The organism is Symbioplanes lichenis, from assembly GCF_030709675.1.
Lineage (GTDB): Bacteria > Actinomycetota > Actinomycetes > Mycobacteriales > Micromonosporaceae > Actinoplanes > Actinoplanes lichenis.
This window is the reverse complement of sequence record NZ_JAUZQD010000009.1, coordinates 316,727-333,526: the sequence shown is the minus strand read 5'-3', so window position 1 is coordinate 333,526 and position 16,800 is coordinate 316,727. Positions and strand designations below refer to the sequence as shown.

The following is a 16,800-nucleotide window of genomic DNA, read 5'->3' as shown; positions in this document are numbered from 1 at the left end:
TCTTGACACTCCTCCGTCACGGGCGGAAGGTCCACACACGACCTTCCCTTTCCTGGAGGATCCCTGATGAGACCAGCCCGCTGGGCGACCGCCTGCGCGCTCTCCCTGGTGACGGCGGCCGCCGCCGTCATGCCCGGGATCGCGCCGGCCGCCGCGGCCCCCGCCGACGACACTTTGGGTGTCTATGTCGGCACGCTGGACGCGGCCCAGTTCGAGAAACTCCGCGCCGCCGGTGTCGACCCCGCCGAGGCGGCGGTCACCGACGCCGGGGGCGGCAAGCTGAGCGTCGAGACCATCCTCGGCCCGCGTCAGGCCGAGTCCCTGATCGCGGCCGGGGTGCCCCTGGCCGCCAAGCCCGCGACGGCGAGGAAGCGCGCGGCCGCCGGCCCGGCGGTCTTCCGCCCGTACAACACCGAGGGCGGCATCCGCGACGAGCTCGCCGAGGCTGCCGCGACGCATCCCCGCATCGCCAAGCTGGAGACGATCGGCAAGTCCACCAAGGGCGTGCCGATCCAGGCCGTCAAGGTGACCAAGGGCGCCCGCAGCCTCGCCGCCGGCCGCCGCCCGGCCGTGCTCTACCTCGGCACGCAGCACGCCCGCGAGTGGATCACGCCGGAGATGACCCGCCGGCTGCTGCACTACTTCCTCGACAACTACGGCAAGGACGCCACGGTCACCCGGCTCGTCGACACGACCGAGCTGTGGTTCCTGCCGGTCATCAACGTCGACGGCTACGACTACACGTTCACCGAGGGCCACCGGCAGTGGCGCAAGAACCTGCGCGACAACGACGGTGACGGGCAGATCACCGCGGTCGACGGCGTGGACATCAACCGCAACTTCCCCGAGCGCTGGGGGTACGACGAGGAGGGCTCGTCGTCCGACCCGGCCAGCGAGACCTACCGCGGCCCGAAGCCCGGCTCGGAGCCCGAGACCAAGGCGCTCGACGGGCTGTTCCGCAAGGTCGGCTTCGAGTTCATGATCAACTATCACTCGGCCGCCGAGCTGCTCCTCTACGGTGTCGGCTGGCAGGTCGACACCCCGAGCCCGGACGACGAGATCGCCGTGGCCCTGGCCGGTGACGACGCCCGCCCGGCGGTGCCCGGCTACGACCCCGACCTGTCCGCCGAGCTCTACCCGACCAACGGCGAGACCGACGGCCACGCCCAGGTCCGGTACGGCACCATCGGCTTCACGCCCGAGATGAGCACCTGCCAGACCGCGTCCGCGCTCGACCCCGCCGACCAGTGGGACCCCGCGAACTGCGAGAGCATCTTCACGTTCCCGGACGACGAGAAGCTCATCCAGCAGGAGTTCGCCAAGAACGTCCCGTTCGCGCTCTCGGTCGCCAAGTCGGCGAAGGACCCGGCCGACCCCGTCTCCACGGTCGGGCGCACCACGCCGGACCTCAAGATCGACCCCTTCACCGTCTCGTACGGGACCAGCCAGCAAGTGGCAGTGACGGCGAAGCGTGAGCTGGGGCCGGTGACGCTGCACTACTCCGTGAACGGCAAGCGTGCTTCCACCGCGCGGACCCGGGTGTGGAACGGCGGCGAGCGCTACGGCGGCGAGCTGGACAAGTACTACGCCGAGGTCCGGGGCACCGTGCCGCGGCAGCGCGCCGGCGACAAGGTGAAGGTCTGGTTCACGGCCGGTCGTAAGACCTCCGCGAGCTTCACCTACACCGTGGCGTCCAAGATCGGCGGGAACGTGCTGGTGCTCGCGGCCGAGGACGTCACCGGCATCTCGCCGGCCGCGACCGACGGTGCCGTCACCGCCCGCTACGCCGACGAGCACGTCGCCTCGCTGCGCAAGGCCGGCTACCGCGCTGACGTCTACGACATCGACGCCCGCGGCGGCGTGGCCCCGCACCCGCTCGGTGTGCTGTCGCACTACAAGGCCGTCGTCTGGGAGACCGGCGACGACGTGATCCCGCGCCGCACCGGCCAGCCCGCCGGCACGGCCGCCCGGGTGGCGGCCCAGACCGAGATCGCCGTGCGCGACTATCTCAACGAGGGCGGCAAGCTGCTCTACGCCGGCAAGAACGCCGGCCTGGCGTCGAGCGGGGCGGCCGGCACGCAGTCGTACAAGCCCGAGGGTGCGGGGGAGTGCCTCGACCCGGCGAGCGCCGAGTGCCTGCCGCTGGTGAACGACTTCGAGCAGTACTACCTCGGGGCGTACTCGTACATCGACGGCGGCGGCACCGACCCGGAGGGCAACCCCTACCCCGTCGCCGGTACGGCCGGCAAGTTCCAGGGCTTCACCGCGCAACCGGGCGCCGGGCACACGGCCGCGTTCCTGGCCACGTCCAGCTCGCTGCCGCCGGCCAAGTTCCCGCAGTTCGCCAGCTCGAAGGGCGCACTGGACTGGCAGTTGCCGGGGGCGGCGCCGTACGAGCCTTTCGAGGGTGACTACTACCTGTGGAGCGGGCAGGCGGACCAGTCGTACAAGCGGCTCACCCGGACGATCGACCTGACCGGCGCCACGAGCGGTCACCTCAAGTTCGCGACGTCCTTCGACACCGAGGCGAACTGGGACTTCCTGTTCGTCGAGGCGCACGAGGCCGGCACGGACAACTGGACGACGCTGCCCGACGCCGGCGGCCTGACCACCACGTCGACCGGGGACAGCTGCCCCGAGGGCATCGCCGGGCTGCACCCGTTCGTCGCCCACTACCAGGGCGCGGACTGCTCGCCGACCGGCACCACGGGCACGTGGAACGCGGCGAGCGGCAACAGCGGCGGGTGGAAGCAGTTCGACGCCGACCTGTCCGCCTATGCGGGCAAGCGGGTCGAGGTCTCCATCACGTACATGTCCGACTGGGGCACGCAGGGCCTCGGCGTCTTCCTCGACGACGTGCGGGTCGAGGTGGGCGGGGCCACCACGGCGCAGACCGGCTTCGAGACGGACCTCGGCGGCTGGACCGTCGCCGGGCCGCCCGCCGGCTCGCAGGTCAACACGTCGGACTGGACGCGCAGCCAGCTGGCGTTCGACATGGGCGCCGGCATCACCACGACCGACACCGTGTACCTCGGGTTCGGCCTGGAGACGCTGACGCCGGCGGCCCGGGACGACCTGGTCCGCCGGTCCATGAAACACCTGCTCCGGTAGCTCCTCTTTCGGGCTGATCTACCGAAGAGCACCCCGCGCCGCGCGTTCCGTCGACGACAATGCGTCCGAGACTTGAGCGCGCGGCGCGGCTGCGTGCGGGGGCTTCGGCCTCGGAGGGCCGAGGGGCGGAGACATGCGCGTGCGGGCTGCTTTCCTGGCTGTGGTGACCGCGCTCGCCACGGCTGCCGCCCCGGCCGCCGCGGCTCGTCCCGTCTCGTCGCTCAAGTGGCAGCCCTGTGCGGAGGACAAGACGGCCCAGTGCGCCACTCTGCGCGTACCCGTGGACTGGTCGGACCCCTACGGCCCGGCGGTCGGCGTCGCCGTGGCCCGCCGTCCCGCCACCGACCCGAAGACCCGCATCGGGGCGCTGCTGGTCAACCCCGGCGGCCCCGGCGGCTCGGGCGTCGACTTCGCGCTGGACAGCACCTATGCCTTCGGTGCCGCCGTGCGCCGCCGCTTCGACATCGTCGGCTTCGACCCGCGTGGCGTGGGCCGCAGCAACCCGGTCGTCTGCTCGTCCGCGCTGCTCGCCGCCGGGCCGTCCGTGATGATCTCCAACGCCCGCTCGTACGCGACCAATGTCGCCTTCAACCGCCGGCTCGCCGCGGACTGTGCCCGCCGGACCGGGCCGCTCTACGGACACACCGACTCGCTCAGCGTCGCCCAGGACATGGACGCGCTCCGGGCCGCGCTCGGTGAACAGGCGATCAGCTTCTACGGCGCCTCGTACGGCACCCTGCTCGGCGCCCAGTACGCGGAGCGCTACCCCCGGCGGGTCCGCGCGCTGGTCCTGGACGGCGTGATGGACCACAGCCGCAGCGCGGGCGCCTTCCTCGCCGACGAGACCGCGGCCGCACAGGACTCGTTCGACGAGTTCGTGGCCTGGTGCGACCGCAGTACGCAGTGCGCGGTGCACGGCCGGGACGTGCGCGCGCTCTGGGCGGCGCTGTTGTCCCGCGCCCGCCGGGGCACCCTGCGCGACCCGTTCGACCCGACGGCGAAGCTCGGCGTGCAGGAGCTGCTCGGCGTCGCCCTCGGCTCGTTCTACGACCCGCAGTGGCACTCGTTCGGGGTCTACCTGCGCGAGGCGTCGGCGCTGGGCCGTCGTCAGGTGGCGCCCCCGCTGGACCCGGTGGCCGAGTTCAGCTTCCCGGCGGTCTTCTGCGACGACTGGGCCGGGCCGGCCGGCGGGTGGGCGGGGCTGCGGCTGCGGCTCGCGCGACTCGGCCGGGCGTACCCGCAGATGCCGGTGTCGCCGCTGGGCATGACGTCGATCGCGAGCTGCGTGGGCGACCCGCTGGCCACGGACAATCCGCAGCGGCCGCTGAGCCCCGGGCGCACCGGCCCGGTCCTGGTGCTCAGCTCGCGGCACGACCCCGCGACGCCGTACGCGTGGGCCCGCTCGGTCGCCGCTCAGCTCGGCGCGGGGGCGACCTTGGTCACGTACGAAGGGTGGGGTCACACCGCGTACGGGCGCACGCCCTGCGTGAACGCCGTGGTGGACCGCTATCTGCTGGCGGTGGCGCCGCCCGCCGTCACGTCCTGTCCCGGGGTCGAGCCGCCGCCCGGCGGTGTCGGGGCGGCTTGACGGGGGTATCGTTAGCCAGGCTAAGCACCTGGTTCCCGAAGGAGTCGCCCTTGAGCCGCCGAGCACCGAGGGCGTCCATCGATCCCGACTCCGGCCAGACCTGGCTCCGCCGCGCGATGCCCCTGGTCAAGGCCCACCGGGTGCTGCTGATCACCTCGCTCGTCATGTCCTTCGCCGGCCTGATCGTGCAGGTGCAGATCCCGAACCTGGTGCGCGCCGGCATCGACCGTGCGGTCGTCGACCGGGTCGCCCCGCTCTCCGGCTATGTGTGGGGCATCGTCGGCCTCGCCCTGCTCCAGGGCGTGATCAACTATCTGGCCCGGCTCTATCTGCTGCGCACGGCCTACGAGATCGAGTACGACCTGCGCAATATCGTCTACGCCCACCTGGTCCGGATGCCGTTCGGCTTCTTCGACCGGGTCCAGTCCGGCGAGCTGATGTCGCGGTCCAGCTCCGACATCCGGGCCGTGCAGATGTACCTGTCGTTCGGCCCGTCGATCCTCGTGCAGTGCCTCATCGCCGTGGCCGCCTTCGGGCTGATGCTCTCGATCAACGTCCCGCTGGCCCTGGTCGCCATGGCCACCATGCCGCTGATCGGGCTGCTCGGCGTCGGCATGCGCAAGGCCGTCTTCCCGGTGTCCTGGCTCATCCAGGCCCGGCTGGCCCGGCTCGCCACGATCGTCGACGAGAACATCCAGGGCGTCCGCATCGTCAAGGCCTTCGCCGCCGAGGGCCGCCAGCTGCACTCGCTGGCCGAGGCGGCCGACAGTGTCCGCTGGGCCTACGTGCAGGACGCCAAGATCCGCAGCCGGTGGAACCCCGTGCTCGACAACCTGCCCCGGCTCGGCCTCGCCCTGGTCCTGCTGATCGGCGGGATCATGGTGCTCGACGGGCACACGACGGTCGGCACGATCGTGGCGTTCAACTCGTACGTGCTGATGCTCCAGCCGCCGTTCCGCCTGCTCGGCATGATGATCATGATGGGTCAGCGCGCCTCGGCCTCGGCCCGCCGCATCTACGAGATCCTCGACACCCCCAGCGACGTGGTCGACGCCCCGGGCGCGGTGCACGTCCCGCTCACCGGCGAGGTGCGCTTCGAGGGCGTCCGCTTCACGTACCCGAACGGCACGCTCGCCCTCGACGGCCTCGACCTGCACGTCCGCCCGGGTGAGACGGTCGCCGTGGTCGGCGCGACCGGCAGCGGCAAGTCGACCCTGGGCCGCCTGCTCGGCCGCTTCTACGACGTCACCGAGGGCCGGGTCACCGTCGACGGGCACGACGTCCGCTCACTCCGGCTCGACGCCTTACGGCGGCAGGTCGGCATCGTGCCCGACGAGCCGTTCCTCTTCTCGCTCTCACTGCACGACAACATCGCGTACGGGCGCCCGGGTGCGACCCGCGACGAGGTCGAGGCCGCCGCCGTGGCCGCCGGGGCCGACGGTTTCGTGCGCGACCTGCCCGACGGCTACGACACCGTCGTGGGGGAGCGTGGCTACACCCTGTCCGGCGGGCAGCGGCAGCGGATCGCCATCGCGCGGGCCCTGCTCGTCAACCCGCCGGTCCTGGTGCTCGACGACGCGACCAGTGCCATCGACGTCACCGTGGAGCAGGCGATCCACGAGTCGTTGCGGGAGCGCATGACGGGCCGCACGACGCTGATCGTCGCGCACCGGCTGTCGACGATCGGGCTGGCCGAGAGGGTGGTGCTGATGGAAGGCGGCAAGATCGTGGCGGACGGGACGCATGCCTCGCTGCTCGCCTCGGAGCCGCGCTACGCCAAGGTGCTGGCGGCGTCGCTGGACACCGTCGCATGAGCATGTTCGGGGGTGGCTTCGGCGGCTTCAACGCGGGCGGGCGGCCGACGGTCGGGGCAGCGGGGCGCAGCGGCAACGGGCTGCCCTTCGCCGGCATCCCGACGGACCTGGCCGAGGGTGTCGCCCGGCTCGAACGGGCCGAGCCCGACCACGGCGACCCGCACGTCGCGTTCGACCCCGTCGCCGACCGGGGCGGCAAGGTGTCCTTCACGCGGCTCGTCGCCGGGCGCCCCGGTCTGCTGGTCGCCGCCGTGGTGGCCGTGCTCGTGGAGACCTTGCTGCTGCAGGCGGGCCCGCTGCTCGTGCAGATAGGAATTGATCATGGCATCGGCGGCCGGAGCCTGCCGGTCCTGATCGCCGCGACGGCCGCCTTCGTCGCCGCGGTGCTGCTGACCGGCGTCGCCACCGCGGTCCGCATGCGCCAGAGCGGCCGGCTCGCCTCGTCGGCCACCCGGGACCTGCGCATCCGCGTCTTCGCCCACCTGCAGCGGATGTCGCTGGACTATTACACCAAGGAGAAGGCCGGCGTCACCATGACCCGGATGACCTCCGACGTGGAGTCGCTGCAGACGCTCATCGGCGACGGCTTCGCGCAGTTCGGCATCCAGGCGCTCACCATGGTCGTGGTCACCGCCGTCCTGTTCCACTACAACGCCGGGCTGGCCCTCATCACGCTGCTGCTCGTCGTGCCACCGCTCACCGCCATGTCGCTGTGGTACCGCCGCGCGGCCGACCGCGGCTACAACCGGCAGCGCGACGCCATCGCCACGATGTTCGCCGACCTCTCCGAGAGCCTGAACGGCGCCCGGGTCGTCACCGCCCACAACCGCCAGGAGCGCAACATCGTCGGCCACCGCGCGGTCGTCGGCGACTATCGGGACGCCAACGACTTCACCGGCCGCATCAACGCCCTCTACGGCCCCGGCACCTCGGTGGTCGGCCTGCTCGGCCTGGCGGCGCTGCTCTTCCTCGGCGGCCGCATGGTCCTGCGCGGCACGCTGACCATCGGCGAGCTGACCGCCTTCGTGCTCTACATCAACGCCTTCTTCCAGCCGGTGCAGCAGCTCGTCCAGCTCTACACGCAGTACCAGCAGGCGCGCGCGGCGGTCGGCAAGCTGAACGGCCTGCTCGGCACGCCGCCCTCGGTGGCCCAGGCTCCGTCCGCCGTCGCGTTGCCCCGGGTCGAGGGCGCGCTGGTCTTCGACGACGTGAGCTTCGGCTACCGCCCCGACCGGCCCGTCCTCTCCCACGTCACCCTCACGATCGCCGCCGGCGAGACCATCGCCTGCGTGGGCCCGACCGGCGCCGGCAAGTCCACCCTGGCCAAGCTGGTCACCCGCCTCTACGACCCCACCTCCGGCCGCATCCTCATCGACGGCCACGACCTGCGCGACGTGACCCTGGAATCGTTGCGGCGCCAGATCGGCGTCGTCCCCCAGGAACCCTTCCTCTTCGCCGGCACCCTCCGCGACAACATCGCCTTCGCCCGCCCGTCCGCGACCGACGCCGAGGTCTGGGCCGCCATCGACGCGGTCGGCCTGCGCGACCTCGTCGAACGCACGCCTGCCGGTCTGCTGACCCCGCTGCACGAACGAGGCCAGTCCGTCTCGTCGGGGGAGCGCCAGCTGCTCGCCCTGGCCCGCGCCTTCCTGGCCGAACCGCGCGTGGTCGTCCTCGACGAGGCCACCTCGAGCCTGGACCTGCGCAGCGAACTCCGGGTCGAGGCCGCCCTGGACCGCCTCCTCGAGGGCCGCACGGCCATCCTGGTCGCCCACCGCCTCTCCACCGCCATGCGCGCCGACCGCATCATCGTCGTCGACGACCACGGCATCCTCGAGTCCGGCACCCACGCCGACCTGCTGGCCGCCGGCGGCCGCTACGCCACCATGTTCGAGACCTGGGCCAGGTCCAGCCTGGCCCCCTGATCCCGGGCCGCCACCTCTCAACGGGGCTTGCGGGCGCTCACCAGATGGGTCGGCAGCCACGGACCGCTCCACCACAACCGCCAGCCCAGACCGCGCCGGCTCACGTCGGCCAGGCCGAGGTGCCGCAGCCGTTGCTCGTACTGACGGGTGCCGCTCAGATCGGCGATCAGCAATCTTCCTCCGGGGCGCAGCACTCGCACCGCTTCGTCGATCGCGCGGTCCCGGTCGTCACGCGCTTTCAAGTTGTGCATCGCCACATTGGAGACGACCACGTCGAACGATGCGTCGGGCAGCGGCAGATCGAGCAAGTTGCCGGTATGAACCTCGACGCGGTCCGCCACTCCCGCGGCGGCTGCGTTGCGCATGGTCGCATCCGGGCTGTTGCCCGACTGATCAGCGCGCCACAGATCGACGCCGACCGCCAGCCCGGCGGGCACGCGCCGCGCCGCGGAGACCAGCAACGCGCCCCGGCCGCACCCGAGATCCACGATCTTCTCGTCGCCGTGCAGACCCAGCCCGTCGAGCAGCCGGTTCCAGACCACGAACTTCCCGGCGCGGGAGGCATGGACGGCCAGCAGGCAACAGGCCAGGATCAGCGCGACGCCCACCAGCGGCCACCACGTCCGCTGGACGACAGCTTGGGCGATGCCGGCGCCGATCAGCACCACGGGGACGATCAGCAGCCGCGGAGCGTCGATCCCGTAATCGCCCGGTGGCTTCGATGCCGACATCTCGTCGGCCGGCTCTCGGTTCACATCGCGACACGTTATTCAGCACGGAGGTGGATGTCTGCCCCGCTCCACAACCGGGACAGCAACCCGTCGAAGGTTGTCACGCGCCGATACCCGGGACGACTCAGGCTTGGGGGAGTCGTCCCGGGTGGTGCGGTCAGCGGGACGGCTTGACGACTGCCGCCGCGCCGCCGCCTCGGCGGACGGGTTCGGCGGTGGCGATGAGGCCGCCGTGCTTGGTGAATTCGATGGCGGTCGCGGCGCCCAGTTCGGCGACGTCGGGGCCGAAGGTGTGGCCCAGGGCTTCGAGGCCGGGACCGTACTGGGTGTGGAAGGCCGGCTCGGCCTGGATGCCGGCGCTGTTGCGCTGGGAGGCGCGCGGGGCGGCCATGGCCTGAGGCAGGGTCTGGCCGAGGTCGATGCGGTTGAGGAGGATCTGCAGGACCGTCGTGATGATGGTGGCGCCGCCCGGGGAGCCGAGGGCGAGGAACGGCTTGCCGTCCTTCAGGACGATGGTGGGTGACATCGAGCTGCGGGGGCGCTTGTTCGGGCCGGGGAGGTTCGGGTCCGGGGCGGTGCCCTGCGTGCCGGTGAAGTTGAAGTCGGTGAGCTCGTTGTTGAGCAGGAAGCCACGGCCGGGGACGACCATGGCGTTGCCGCCGGTCGCCTCGATCGTGAGCGTGTACTCGACGATGTTGCCCCACTTGTCGGTCACGGTCAGGTTGGTGGTGCTCTGACCTTCCTCGACAGGGCCGCCGGCGCGAGCGGGCGTGCAGCCGGTCGCGTTGATGTCGCCGGGGGCGACCGGCTTGGTCAGGGCACGGTTCGGGTTGATCTGGCACGCGCGCTGGCTGGCCCAGCCGTCGCTGACCAGCTTCTTCAGGACGCGCTCGGGGGTGTAGGCGCCGACGTAGCGGTTGCGGTCGGCGAAGGACAGGGCGGACGCTTCGGCGTACCAGTGCAGGGCCTTGATGGTGTCGGCCTTGGACAGCTTGGCCTTCTCGAGGATGTTGAGCGCCTCGCTGACGGCCACGCCGCCGCTGGACGGGGTCGACATGCCGTAGACGGTCAGGCCGCGGTAGCCGGACTTCGTCGGCGCCGGGTAGCGCAGCCGGTAGTTGGCCAGGTCGGAGAGGCTCAGGCCGCCCGGGCGGATGGGGTAGGCCCAGGGCTGGGCCGGGTCGGCGGCCACCGGCGGGTGCTGCACCGTGCGGACGATGTCCGAGCCGACGGCGCCACGGTAGAAGACGCCGGTGCCCTTGCGCGCGATCAGGCGGTAGGTGTCGGCGAGGTCCGGGTTGCGCTGGACGCTGCCGACCGCCGGCGCCGCGCCGCCGGGCAGGTAGAGGTCGCGGGTGGAGCTGAACTGGGCGAAGGCGGCCAGGTTGTCGGTCACCTGCTGGTTGAAGGTGGCGTCGACGGCGAAGCCCCGGTCCGCCACGGTCGCCGCGGGCTGCAGCAGGCTGCCGAGCGACCGGCTGCCCCACTTGCGCGTGGCGGCCTCCCACGTGGCGAGCGTGCCGGGCGTGCCGGCGGAGAGTCCGCTGATGCGGGCCTCGTTGAAGTCGTACGGCAACCCGTCCGCCGGATCGATGAACGTCCGCTCGGTCATCGTGGCCGGCCCGGACTCGCGCCCGTCGATCGTGCTCACCGTGCGGTGCTTGGCGTCGTAGTAGACGAAGAAACCGCCGCCCCCGATGCCCGCGGAGAACGGTTCGGTGACGCCGAGAGTCGCAGCCGCGGCCACGGCGGCGTCGACCGCGTTGCCGCCCCGGCGCAGCACGTCGAGGCCGACCGCGGTGGCGGTCGCGTCGACGGTGGCCACGGCGCCGCCGTACCCGACCGCGGTGGGGGTTTTCTGCGGGGTGTGCGCGCTCGCGCCGGTCGGCACGAGCGCCGTGGTGGCAACCGCCATGATCGCCGTGATCGGCACAGCCAAAGTGGATCTCATCGAGCCTCCGAACGGAGAAGGGACTCTCTCTCCCTACCGGGCCGAGTGGACCGGCACAACTCGGAGCGCCGCGGTCTGTCCTCATCGGGCGTCGAGCGGAAGGCGGACCCGGATCGTCGTGCCGGGGCCGTCGTCGTCGATGAGCTCGATGCTGCCGTGGTGCCGCTGGACGACCGCGCGGCTCAGGGTGAGGCCGAGACCCGTACCGGGAAGGGCTCTGTCCCGCGCCCGGCTCGTGCGGTAGAGGCCGGTGAACATCTTCTCGCGCTCCTCCGGCGAGACCCCGATGCCGGTGTCCGACACGGACAGCTCGGCCGCCCGGCCCTCCACGCGCAGCGCGACGGTCACGCGGCCGCCGTCGGGGCTGTAGCGGACGGCGTTGCCGAGCAGGTTGTCGAGGACCTGGCGCAGGCGCTTGCGGTCGCCGGGCAGGATCAGCTCCGGCGGCAGGTCCGCCTCGACGGTGAGCGGTTCCCCGTCGACGGCTTCCCGCGTACGGGCGACGGCCTCCCGCACGACGCCGGCCAGGTCGATCGGGGTGAGCTGGACCTCCGCGTGCCCGCCGTCCAGGGCCGACAGCTCCAGCAGCTCGCCGATGATGTGCCGTAGTTGCGTGGTGTTGCGCTCGATCACCTCGAGCATCGCCGGCCCGTCCTCGGTCAGCGTCTTGGCGTCCGCCTCCCGCAGCAGTTCCGTGTACGCGGCGATGGACGTCAGCGGCGTGCGCAACTCGTGCCCGATCAGCGCCAGGTACTCGTTCTTGGTCCGGGTCAGCTGACGTTGCAGGTCCTCCACCAGCCGCGCCTCCAGGAATTGCCCGATGTGCGCGGCGATCCCGGACATCAGCGCGACCAGCTCGTCCTCGTGGCTCTCCGCGCTCCCGGCGAAGACTGTCAGCACCCCGAGCGCCTCGAGCCCGTGCCGGACCGGGATCGCCAGCGCGGCGTGCAGCTGGGACTCGGCGGCGGTCTCGGGCGAGATCAGGCTCTGCGGGCGGCCGACGTCGCGGATCCACAGCGGCTTGCCGGCCTGCCACGCGCGGCCGGCGAGCCCGACGCCGTAGGGCAGCTCGTCCGGGACGTCGATGCCGCCGTCCCAGGTCGGGGCGCTCCACTGCGCCGCCGACCGGATCGTCCCGGCCGCGTCGTCGGCCAGCCACAGTTCGGCGTGGGTCCAGCCCAGGGTCCGGACGATGGCCTCCAGCACGCGGGGGCCGGCCGCTTCCACCGTACGGGCCTCCGCCAGCGCCGTGATCACCTCGAGCTCGCACGTCCGGAACCGTTCGGCCCGCTTGCGCCGGGTCACGTCCTGCATCGCCTGGACGGCCCCGATGGTGTCGCCGGTGGGCCCGATGATCGGCTGGGCGTCCACGACGTAGTGCCGGGTGGGACGGTCGCGGCCCTGCAGCTCGACCTCGTGATTGCGTACGGGCTCGCCGCGCAGCGCCCGCAGGATGGCGATGTCGTCGCGCTTGACCGGCGCGCCCGTGCCGTCGGTGAACCCGGCGATCACGTCGATGTCGGCCATCGTGCGCGGCAGCGGCCGGTCGCCCCAGAGCTGCTGCATGCGCTGGTTGAGCAGCACCACGTTGCCCTCGGCGTCGCAGGCCGTGACGCCGTCGTGCAGGCTGTCGAGCACGGCGTCGAGGAACCGCCGCTGCCGATCGATCTCCTGCCGGGCCAGGTGCTCGGTGATGAGCAGCGTGCCGACCCGGGCGCCCTCGGCGACGGCGGCCACGTCGTCGGCGCTCCACTTTCTCGGGTCGCGCTCGGCCACACAGCACATGCCCAGGATGTCGCCGTGCTCACCGCGGATGGGAAACGCCAGAAAGGCCCCGGGCCGCCAGCCCACCGCCGCCCACTCCTCGCCGGTAAGGTCGTCGAGGATCAGCTCCTTGCCGGTCGACACGACGATGCCCGAGAGGCCCTCGTCCATGGGGGCGTCGGCGATCCGCTCGCGCGGCGTCTCCAGGCCGTAGGCGCCCCACAGCCGTAGCCGGCCACCTTCGGCGAAGTGCACGAGCGCACTCGTCGCGCGGGCCGCCCGGGCCACGAGCGCGGCGAGGTGATCCGCCGGGCCGACGATTTCGCTGAGTGGCATGCGCGACCTCCGCCCTCAGCGTAGCCTTCCGAAACGGGTCAAACGCGGCGAAACACCAGATCGGCGATGTCCCGCCCCTCCCGGACGCCCCGCTGCTCGAACTTCGTCACCGGCCGCGTGTCCGGGCGCGGGGCGAAGCCGTCGTACGCGTTCGCCAGTCCCGGATCGGCGGTCAGCACCTCCAGCATCGCCTCGGCGTAGTGCGCCCAGTCCGTCGCACAGTGCAGGGTGCCGCCCGGCCGCAGCCGCTCGCGCAGCAAGGCCACGTTGGCCGGCTGGATCAGGCGCCGCTTGTGGTGCCGCGCCTTGGGCCACGGGTCCGGGAAGAACGCGTGCACGGCGTCGAGGCTCCCCGGCGCCAGCCGCCGGACCAGCTCCATCGCGTCGCCGTGCGCCACCCGGACGTTCTCCCCGGCCAGGGCCAGCAGGTTGGCGATGCCGGGCGTGTGCACCTCGACGCCTAGATAGTTCCGCCCCGGATCGGCGGCCGCCGTCGCGGCCAGGCTGTCACCCATGCCGAATCCGATCTCGAGGACGACCGGAGCGTCCCGCCCGAACAACTCCGCCAGATCCAGCGGGCTGCGGTCGCCGTCCTCGATTGTGATCCCCAGCCGTGGCCACAGCTCCGCGAAGGCGTCGGCGTGCCGGGTGCCCATGCGGCCCCGGCGCGGGTGGAAGGTCCGGATCGGCCGTGCGTTCGTGTCGCTCATCAGGCGCCCAGTCTAGGACCCGGCCCGGATTCGGGCCGGCGATCATGGTCCGGCGGCCCCGCAGGCGCCGGGGATCATGCCGATTGTCGATGCGGGGGCGGCGGGTCATCTATTGTGGACGGATTCGCCGGGTTTCCGTGATCCACGGGAAAATTTGATCTATCACTATGCGTGTCTGTCCGGATACGATCAGCGGCGAGAAGCCACCTCCCTCGACCCCCCACGAGGAGTTGCCGTGGACGCCTATTTCCTGACCGAACGCCACGACCGCCTGCGCCAGGAGGTGCGGGCGTTCGCCGAGACGGAGGTGCGCCTGCGGGTCGGCGAGATGGAGGCCGCGCGGAGCGTGCAGCACGACCTCGCCCGGCTCATCGCCCGGCAGGGCTGGATCGGCGTGACCATCGGCACCGAGTACGGCGGCATGGGTCTCGGCCACCTCGCCAAGACGATCGTCATCGAGGAGCTGGCCCGGGTCAGCGGGGCGATGGGCGCCATGGTCCAGGCGTCGCAGCTCGGCGTGGCGAAGATCCTGCACTTCGGCGACGACGAGCAGCGCGCGACCTGGCTGCCGCGCATCGCCGCCGGCGACTGCCTGCCCACGATCGCGGTCACCGAGGAGGAGTCCGGCGGCCACGTCCTCGGCATGACCACCACCGCCGTCCGCGACGGCGACGACTACATCCTCAACGGCGGCAAGGTGTACGTCGGGAACAGTCACGTGGGCGACCTGCACGGCGTGGTCGTGCGGACCGGGCCGGGGTCCAAGGGCCTGTCGGCCTTCCTCGTCGAGGCGGACCGGCCGGGCTTCTCGCTCGGCGAGCACCGGCCCGCGATGGGGCTGCACGGCTTCAGCTTCGGCGAGCTCATCTTCGACAACTGCCGGATCCCCGCGGCCAACCGGCTGGGTGCCGAGGGCGACGGCCTGCCGGTGGCCTACTCCTCCAGCATCCTGTACGGCCGGGCGAACCTGACCGCGGTCGCCCTCGGCATCCACCAGGCGCTCGTGGAGGAGACGACCGCCTTCGTCACCGACCGCCACCGCTACGGCCGGCCGCTCGGCGACCTCCTGCCCATCAAGCTCAAACTGGGCCAGATGCAGTCCCGCCTGATGACGGCCCGCCTCGCCGCCTACCACGCCGTCCACACCCTGGACCAGGGCCTGCCCTGCGACGCCGAACTGATGAACGCCAAATTCGTCAACGTCGAGTCCGCCCTCGACAGCGCCCGCAACGCCATGGAGATCCACGCCGCCGCCGGCCTCTTCCCCGACCGCCCGGTCGAGCGCTACCTCCGCGACGCCCACCACATCTACGCCCCCGCCGGCACCTCCGACGTCCAACTCCTCCGCCTCGCCGAGTTCGCCCTGGGCACCGCCAAGGGCCAATGGTCCGAACGCCTCGCCGCCCCCACCCCCGCCGAGCCCGAAGCCGTCACCAGCTGACCGCGCACCAGCCGCCCGCCGGCGCCCCGCTCGCCGGCGCCCCGCTCGCCGGCGCCTCGCTCCGAGCCGCTCGCCCGCGCCGCGCTTCCCCTTCGCTTCGGGCTATGGACCCACGGTCGTCCGTGCGCAGCTGCCCACCCCCCGCCGCCTGCGCGCGTCTGAACGTCGTCGGTCGTGTGCGCGTCTGAACCTCTTCGGTCGTGCGCGCGGCTGGTCATCGTCGGTCGTGTGCGCGACTGAACCTCTTCGGTCGTGTGCGTCTGAGCGTCGTCGGTCGTGCGCGCGTCTGAACCTCTTCGGTCGTGCGCGCGGCTGGTCATCGTCGGTCGTGCGCACGGCTGGCTGTTCTCGGAAGCCCGGTCTCGGCGCCGCGGGCCCAGGAGACGGCGCTGAACGCCCCGCGTTGGGCGCAGCCGGAAATCGCGGAACGGGAAGCTCGATCGTTCAGTCGGAACTGCCATGAACAAGAGAGCGGAACAGCCGCGCCGCGCACACGTCACCGACTCAAAGTGCAAGCGCGGGAAGGCAACGCCGCGCGCAGACTCGTAATCAGAAACACCCCGAGAGTGCAAGCGAGAACCGGCACGCGCAAACGGAAACCGATCCGAGCGCGAAAGCGGGAGCCGGCGCGCGCGTTCTCAGAAACAGGACCGATCCGAGCACGAAAGCGGACACTCGCCTTCACATGCAGGAACAGCAACTACTCGGCACAAGCTCCGACAGGGGTCCAAACGCGGGAGTGGCGCTGGGGCGGTGGGCGGCCTGATCACGGGACGGGCGCGTCGGGCGGCCTGATCACGGGACGGGCGCGTCAGGCGGCCTGATCACGGGACCGGGCACGTCGGGCGGCCTGGTCGCGGGACCGGGCGTATCGGGTGCCGGTCGTGTTCGGGCGCGCCGGGTGGTCCGGTCGCGAGGCAGGGCGCGCGGGGTGGGCTGGTCGCAAGGTCAGGCGCATCGGGTGCCCGGTCGCGGACGAGCCGCGGCGCACCGGGTGGGGTTGGTCGCAAAGCGTGCCGTGTCGGGTGGGCTGATCGCCGGCCGGGCGCGTCGAGCGGGCTGCTAGCGGCATGTGGCGCACTGGGCGGGCGGTGGTCACCGCGGGCGTCCTCCTCCTCGCGGGGGGTGGCGGCGAGCTCCTCTTCTTGGCGGGCGGGGCACTCCTCCTCGCGACCGGGCCGGACGGCGCCTTGCTCTCGAGCGGGTCGGACGGCGCCTTGCTCTCGAGCGGGTCGGACGGCGCGCTCTCGACCGGGCTGAGCGGCACTCTCCGCCCGGCGGGACTGGGCGGCTTCCTCCTCGGGCGTGCGCGGCGGCCCCGACTCCGGTTCACTGTGGAAAGCGCGGTAAATAGCCTGCGCGTGACGGACGGCCTTACCCCACTCGCGATGACGCGCGTGCGCACGCCGGAACTCGTCGCGCGCAGCGT

9 protein-coding genes are annotated in these 16,800 nt (G+C 72.0%); 5 read left to right on the top strand and 4 right to left on the bottom strand.

The window, feature by feature from the left end:
- The first annotated feature begins 66 nt into the window (after positions 1–66).
- The 4 genes from RAN62_RS23495 (at position 67) to RAN62_RS23480 (ending at position 8,438) form a co-directional block, all read left to right on the top strand.
- A complete protein-coding gene (locus RAN62_RS23495; RefSeq protein ID WP_305786884.1) occupies positions 67–3,111 on the top strand; it encodes a M14 family metallopeptidase in 3,045 nt (1,014 codons plus the stop codon).
- A gap of 133 nt (positions 3,112–3,244) precedes the next feature.
- The gene (locus tag RAN62_RS23490; RefSeq protein WP_305786883.1) at positions 3,245–4,699 is read left to right on the top strand and encodes an alpha/beta hydrolase; all 1,455 of its coding nucleotides are present in this window, start codon (positions 3,245–3,247) and stop codon (positions 4,697–4,699) included.
- 50 nt (positions 4,700–4,749) lie between these two features.
- Positions 4,750–6,513, top strand: a complete 1,764-nt coding sequence (locus RAN62_RS23485; RefSeq protein WP_305786882.1) for an ABC transporter ATP-binding protein — start codon at positions 4,750–4,752, stop codon at positions 6,511–6,513.
- Entirely contained in the window at positions 6,510–8,438 is a 1,929-nt protein-coding gene (locus RAN62_RS23480; RefSeq protein WP_305786881.1) for an ABC transporter ATP-binding protein, read from the top strand. Before RAN62_RS23485 ends, RAN62_RS23480 begins: the two co-directional genes overlap by 4 nt.
- A 17-nt stretch (positions 8,439–8,455) precedes the next feature.
- Here the strand turns inward: RAN62_RS23480 and RAN62_RS23475 are convergent, their stop codons facing one another.
- The 4 genes from RAN62_RS23475 to trmB all read right to left on the bottom strand — a co-directional run bounded on the left by RAN62_RS23475 (position 8,456) and on the right by trmB (position 13,930).
- A complete protein-coding gene (locus tag RAN62_RS23475; protein ID WP_305786880.1) occupies positions 8,456–9,193 on the bottom strand; it encodes a class I SAM-dependent methyltransferase in 738 nt (245 codons plus the stop codon).
- A 133-nt stretch (positions 9,194–9,326) separates the two neighbouring features.
- Positions 9,327–11,120, bottom strand: a complete 1,794-nt coding sequence (ggt, locus tag RAN62_RS23470) for a gamma-glutamyltransferase (RefSeq protein ID WP_305786879.1) — start codon at positions 11,118–11,120, stop codon at positions 9,327–9,329.
- An 81-nt stretch (positions 11,121–11,201) separates the two neighbouring features.
- Complete coding sequence (locus RAN62_RS23465) at positions 11,202–13,220, bottom strand: sensor histidine kinase (RefSeq protein ID WP_305786878.1); 2,019 nt, start codon at positions 13,218–13,220, stop codon at positions 11,202–11,204.
- A 38-nt stretch (positions 13,221–13,258) separates the two neighbouring features.
- Entirely contained in the window at positions 13,259–13,930 is a 672-nt protein-coding gene (gene trmB, locus RAN62_RS23460) for a tRNA (guanosine(46)-N7)-methyltransferase TrmB (RefSeq protein WP_305786877.1), read from the bottom strand.
- Between the two features lie 235 nt (positions 13,931–14,165).
- On the opposite strand from trmB, the gene RAN62_RS23455 reads away from it, so the two are divergent.
- Positions 14,166–15,371: an acyl-CoA dehydrogenase family protein gene (locus RAN62_RS23455; RefSeq protein ID WP_305786876.1), complete on the top strand. Its 1,206-nt coding sequence runs from the start codon at positions 14,166–14,168 to the stop codon at positions 15,369–15,371.
- Positions 15,372–16,800 lie beyond the last annotated feature (1,429 nt).

What these genes read in the sequence shown, in the direction of transcription:
- RAN62_RS23465 (WP_305786878.1), bottom strand. Translation starts at nt 13,220, where the DNA reads ATGCCACTCAGCGAAATCGTCGGCCCGGCGGATCACCTCGCCGCGCTC.
- RAN62_RS23495 (WP_305786884.1), top strand. Translation starts at nt 67, where the DNA reads ATGAGACCAGCCCGCTGGGCGACCGCCTGCGCGCTCTCCCTGGTGACG.
- RAN62_RS23480 (WP_305786881.1), top strand. Translation starts at nt 6,510, where the DNA reads ATGAGCATGTTCGGGGGTGGCTTCGGCGGCTTCAACGCGGGCGGGCGG.
- ggt (WP_305786879.1), bottom strand. Translation starts at nt 11,120, where the DNA reads ATGAGATCCACTTTGGCTGTGCCGATCACGGCGATCATGGCGGTTGCC.
- RAN62_RS23490 (WP_305786883.1), top strand. Translation starts at nt 3,245, where the DNA reads ATGCGCGTGCGGGCTGCTTTCCTGGCTGTGGTGACCGCGCTCGCCACG.
- trmB (WP_305786877.1), bottom strand. Translation starts at nt 13,930, where the DNA reads ATGAGCGACACGAACGCACGGCCGATCCGGACCTTCCACCCGCGCCGG.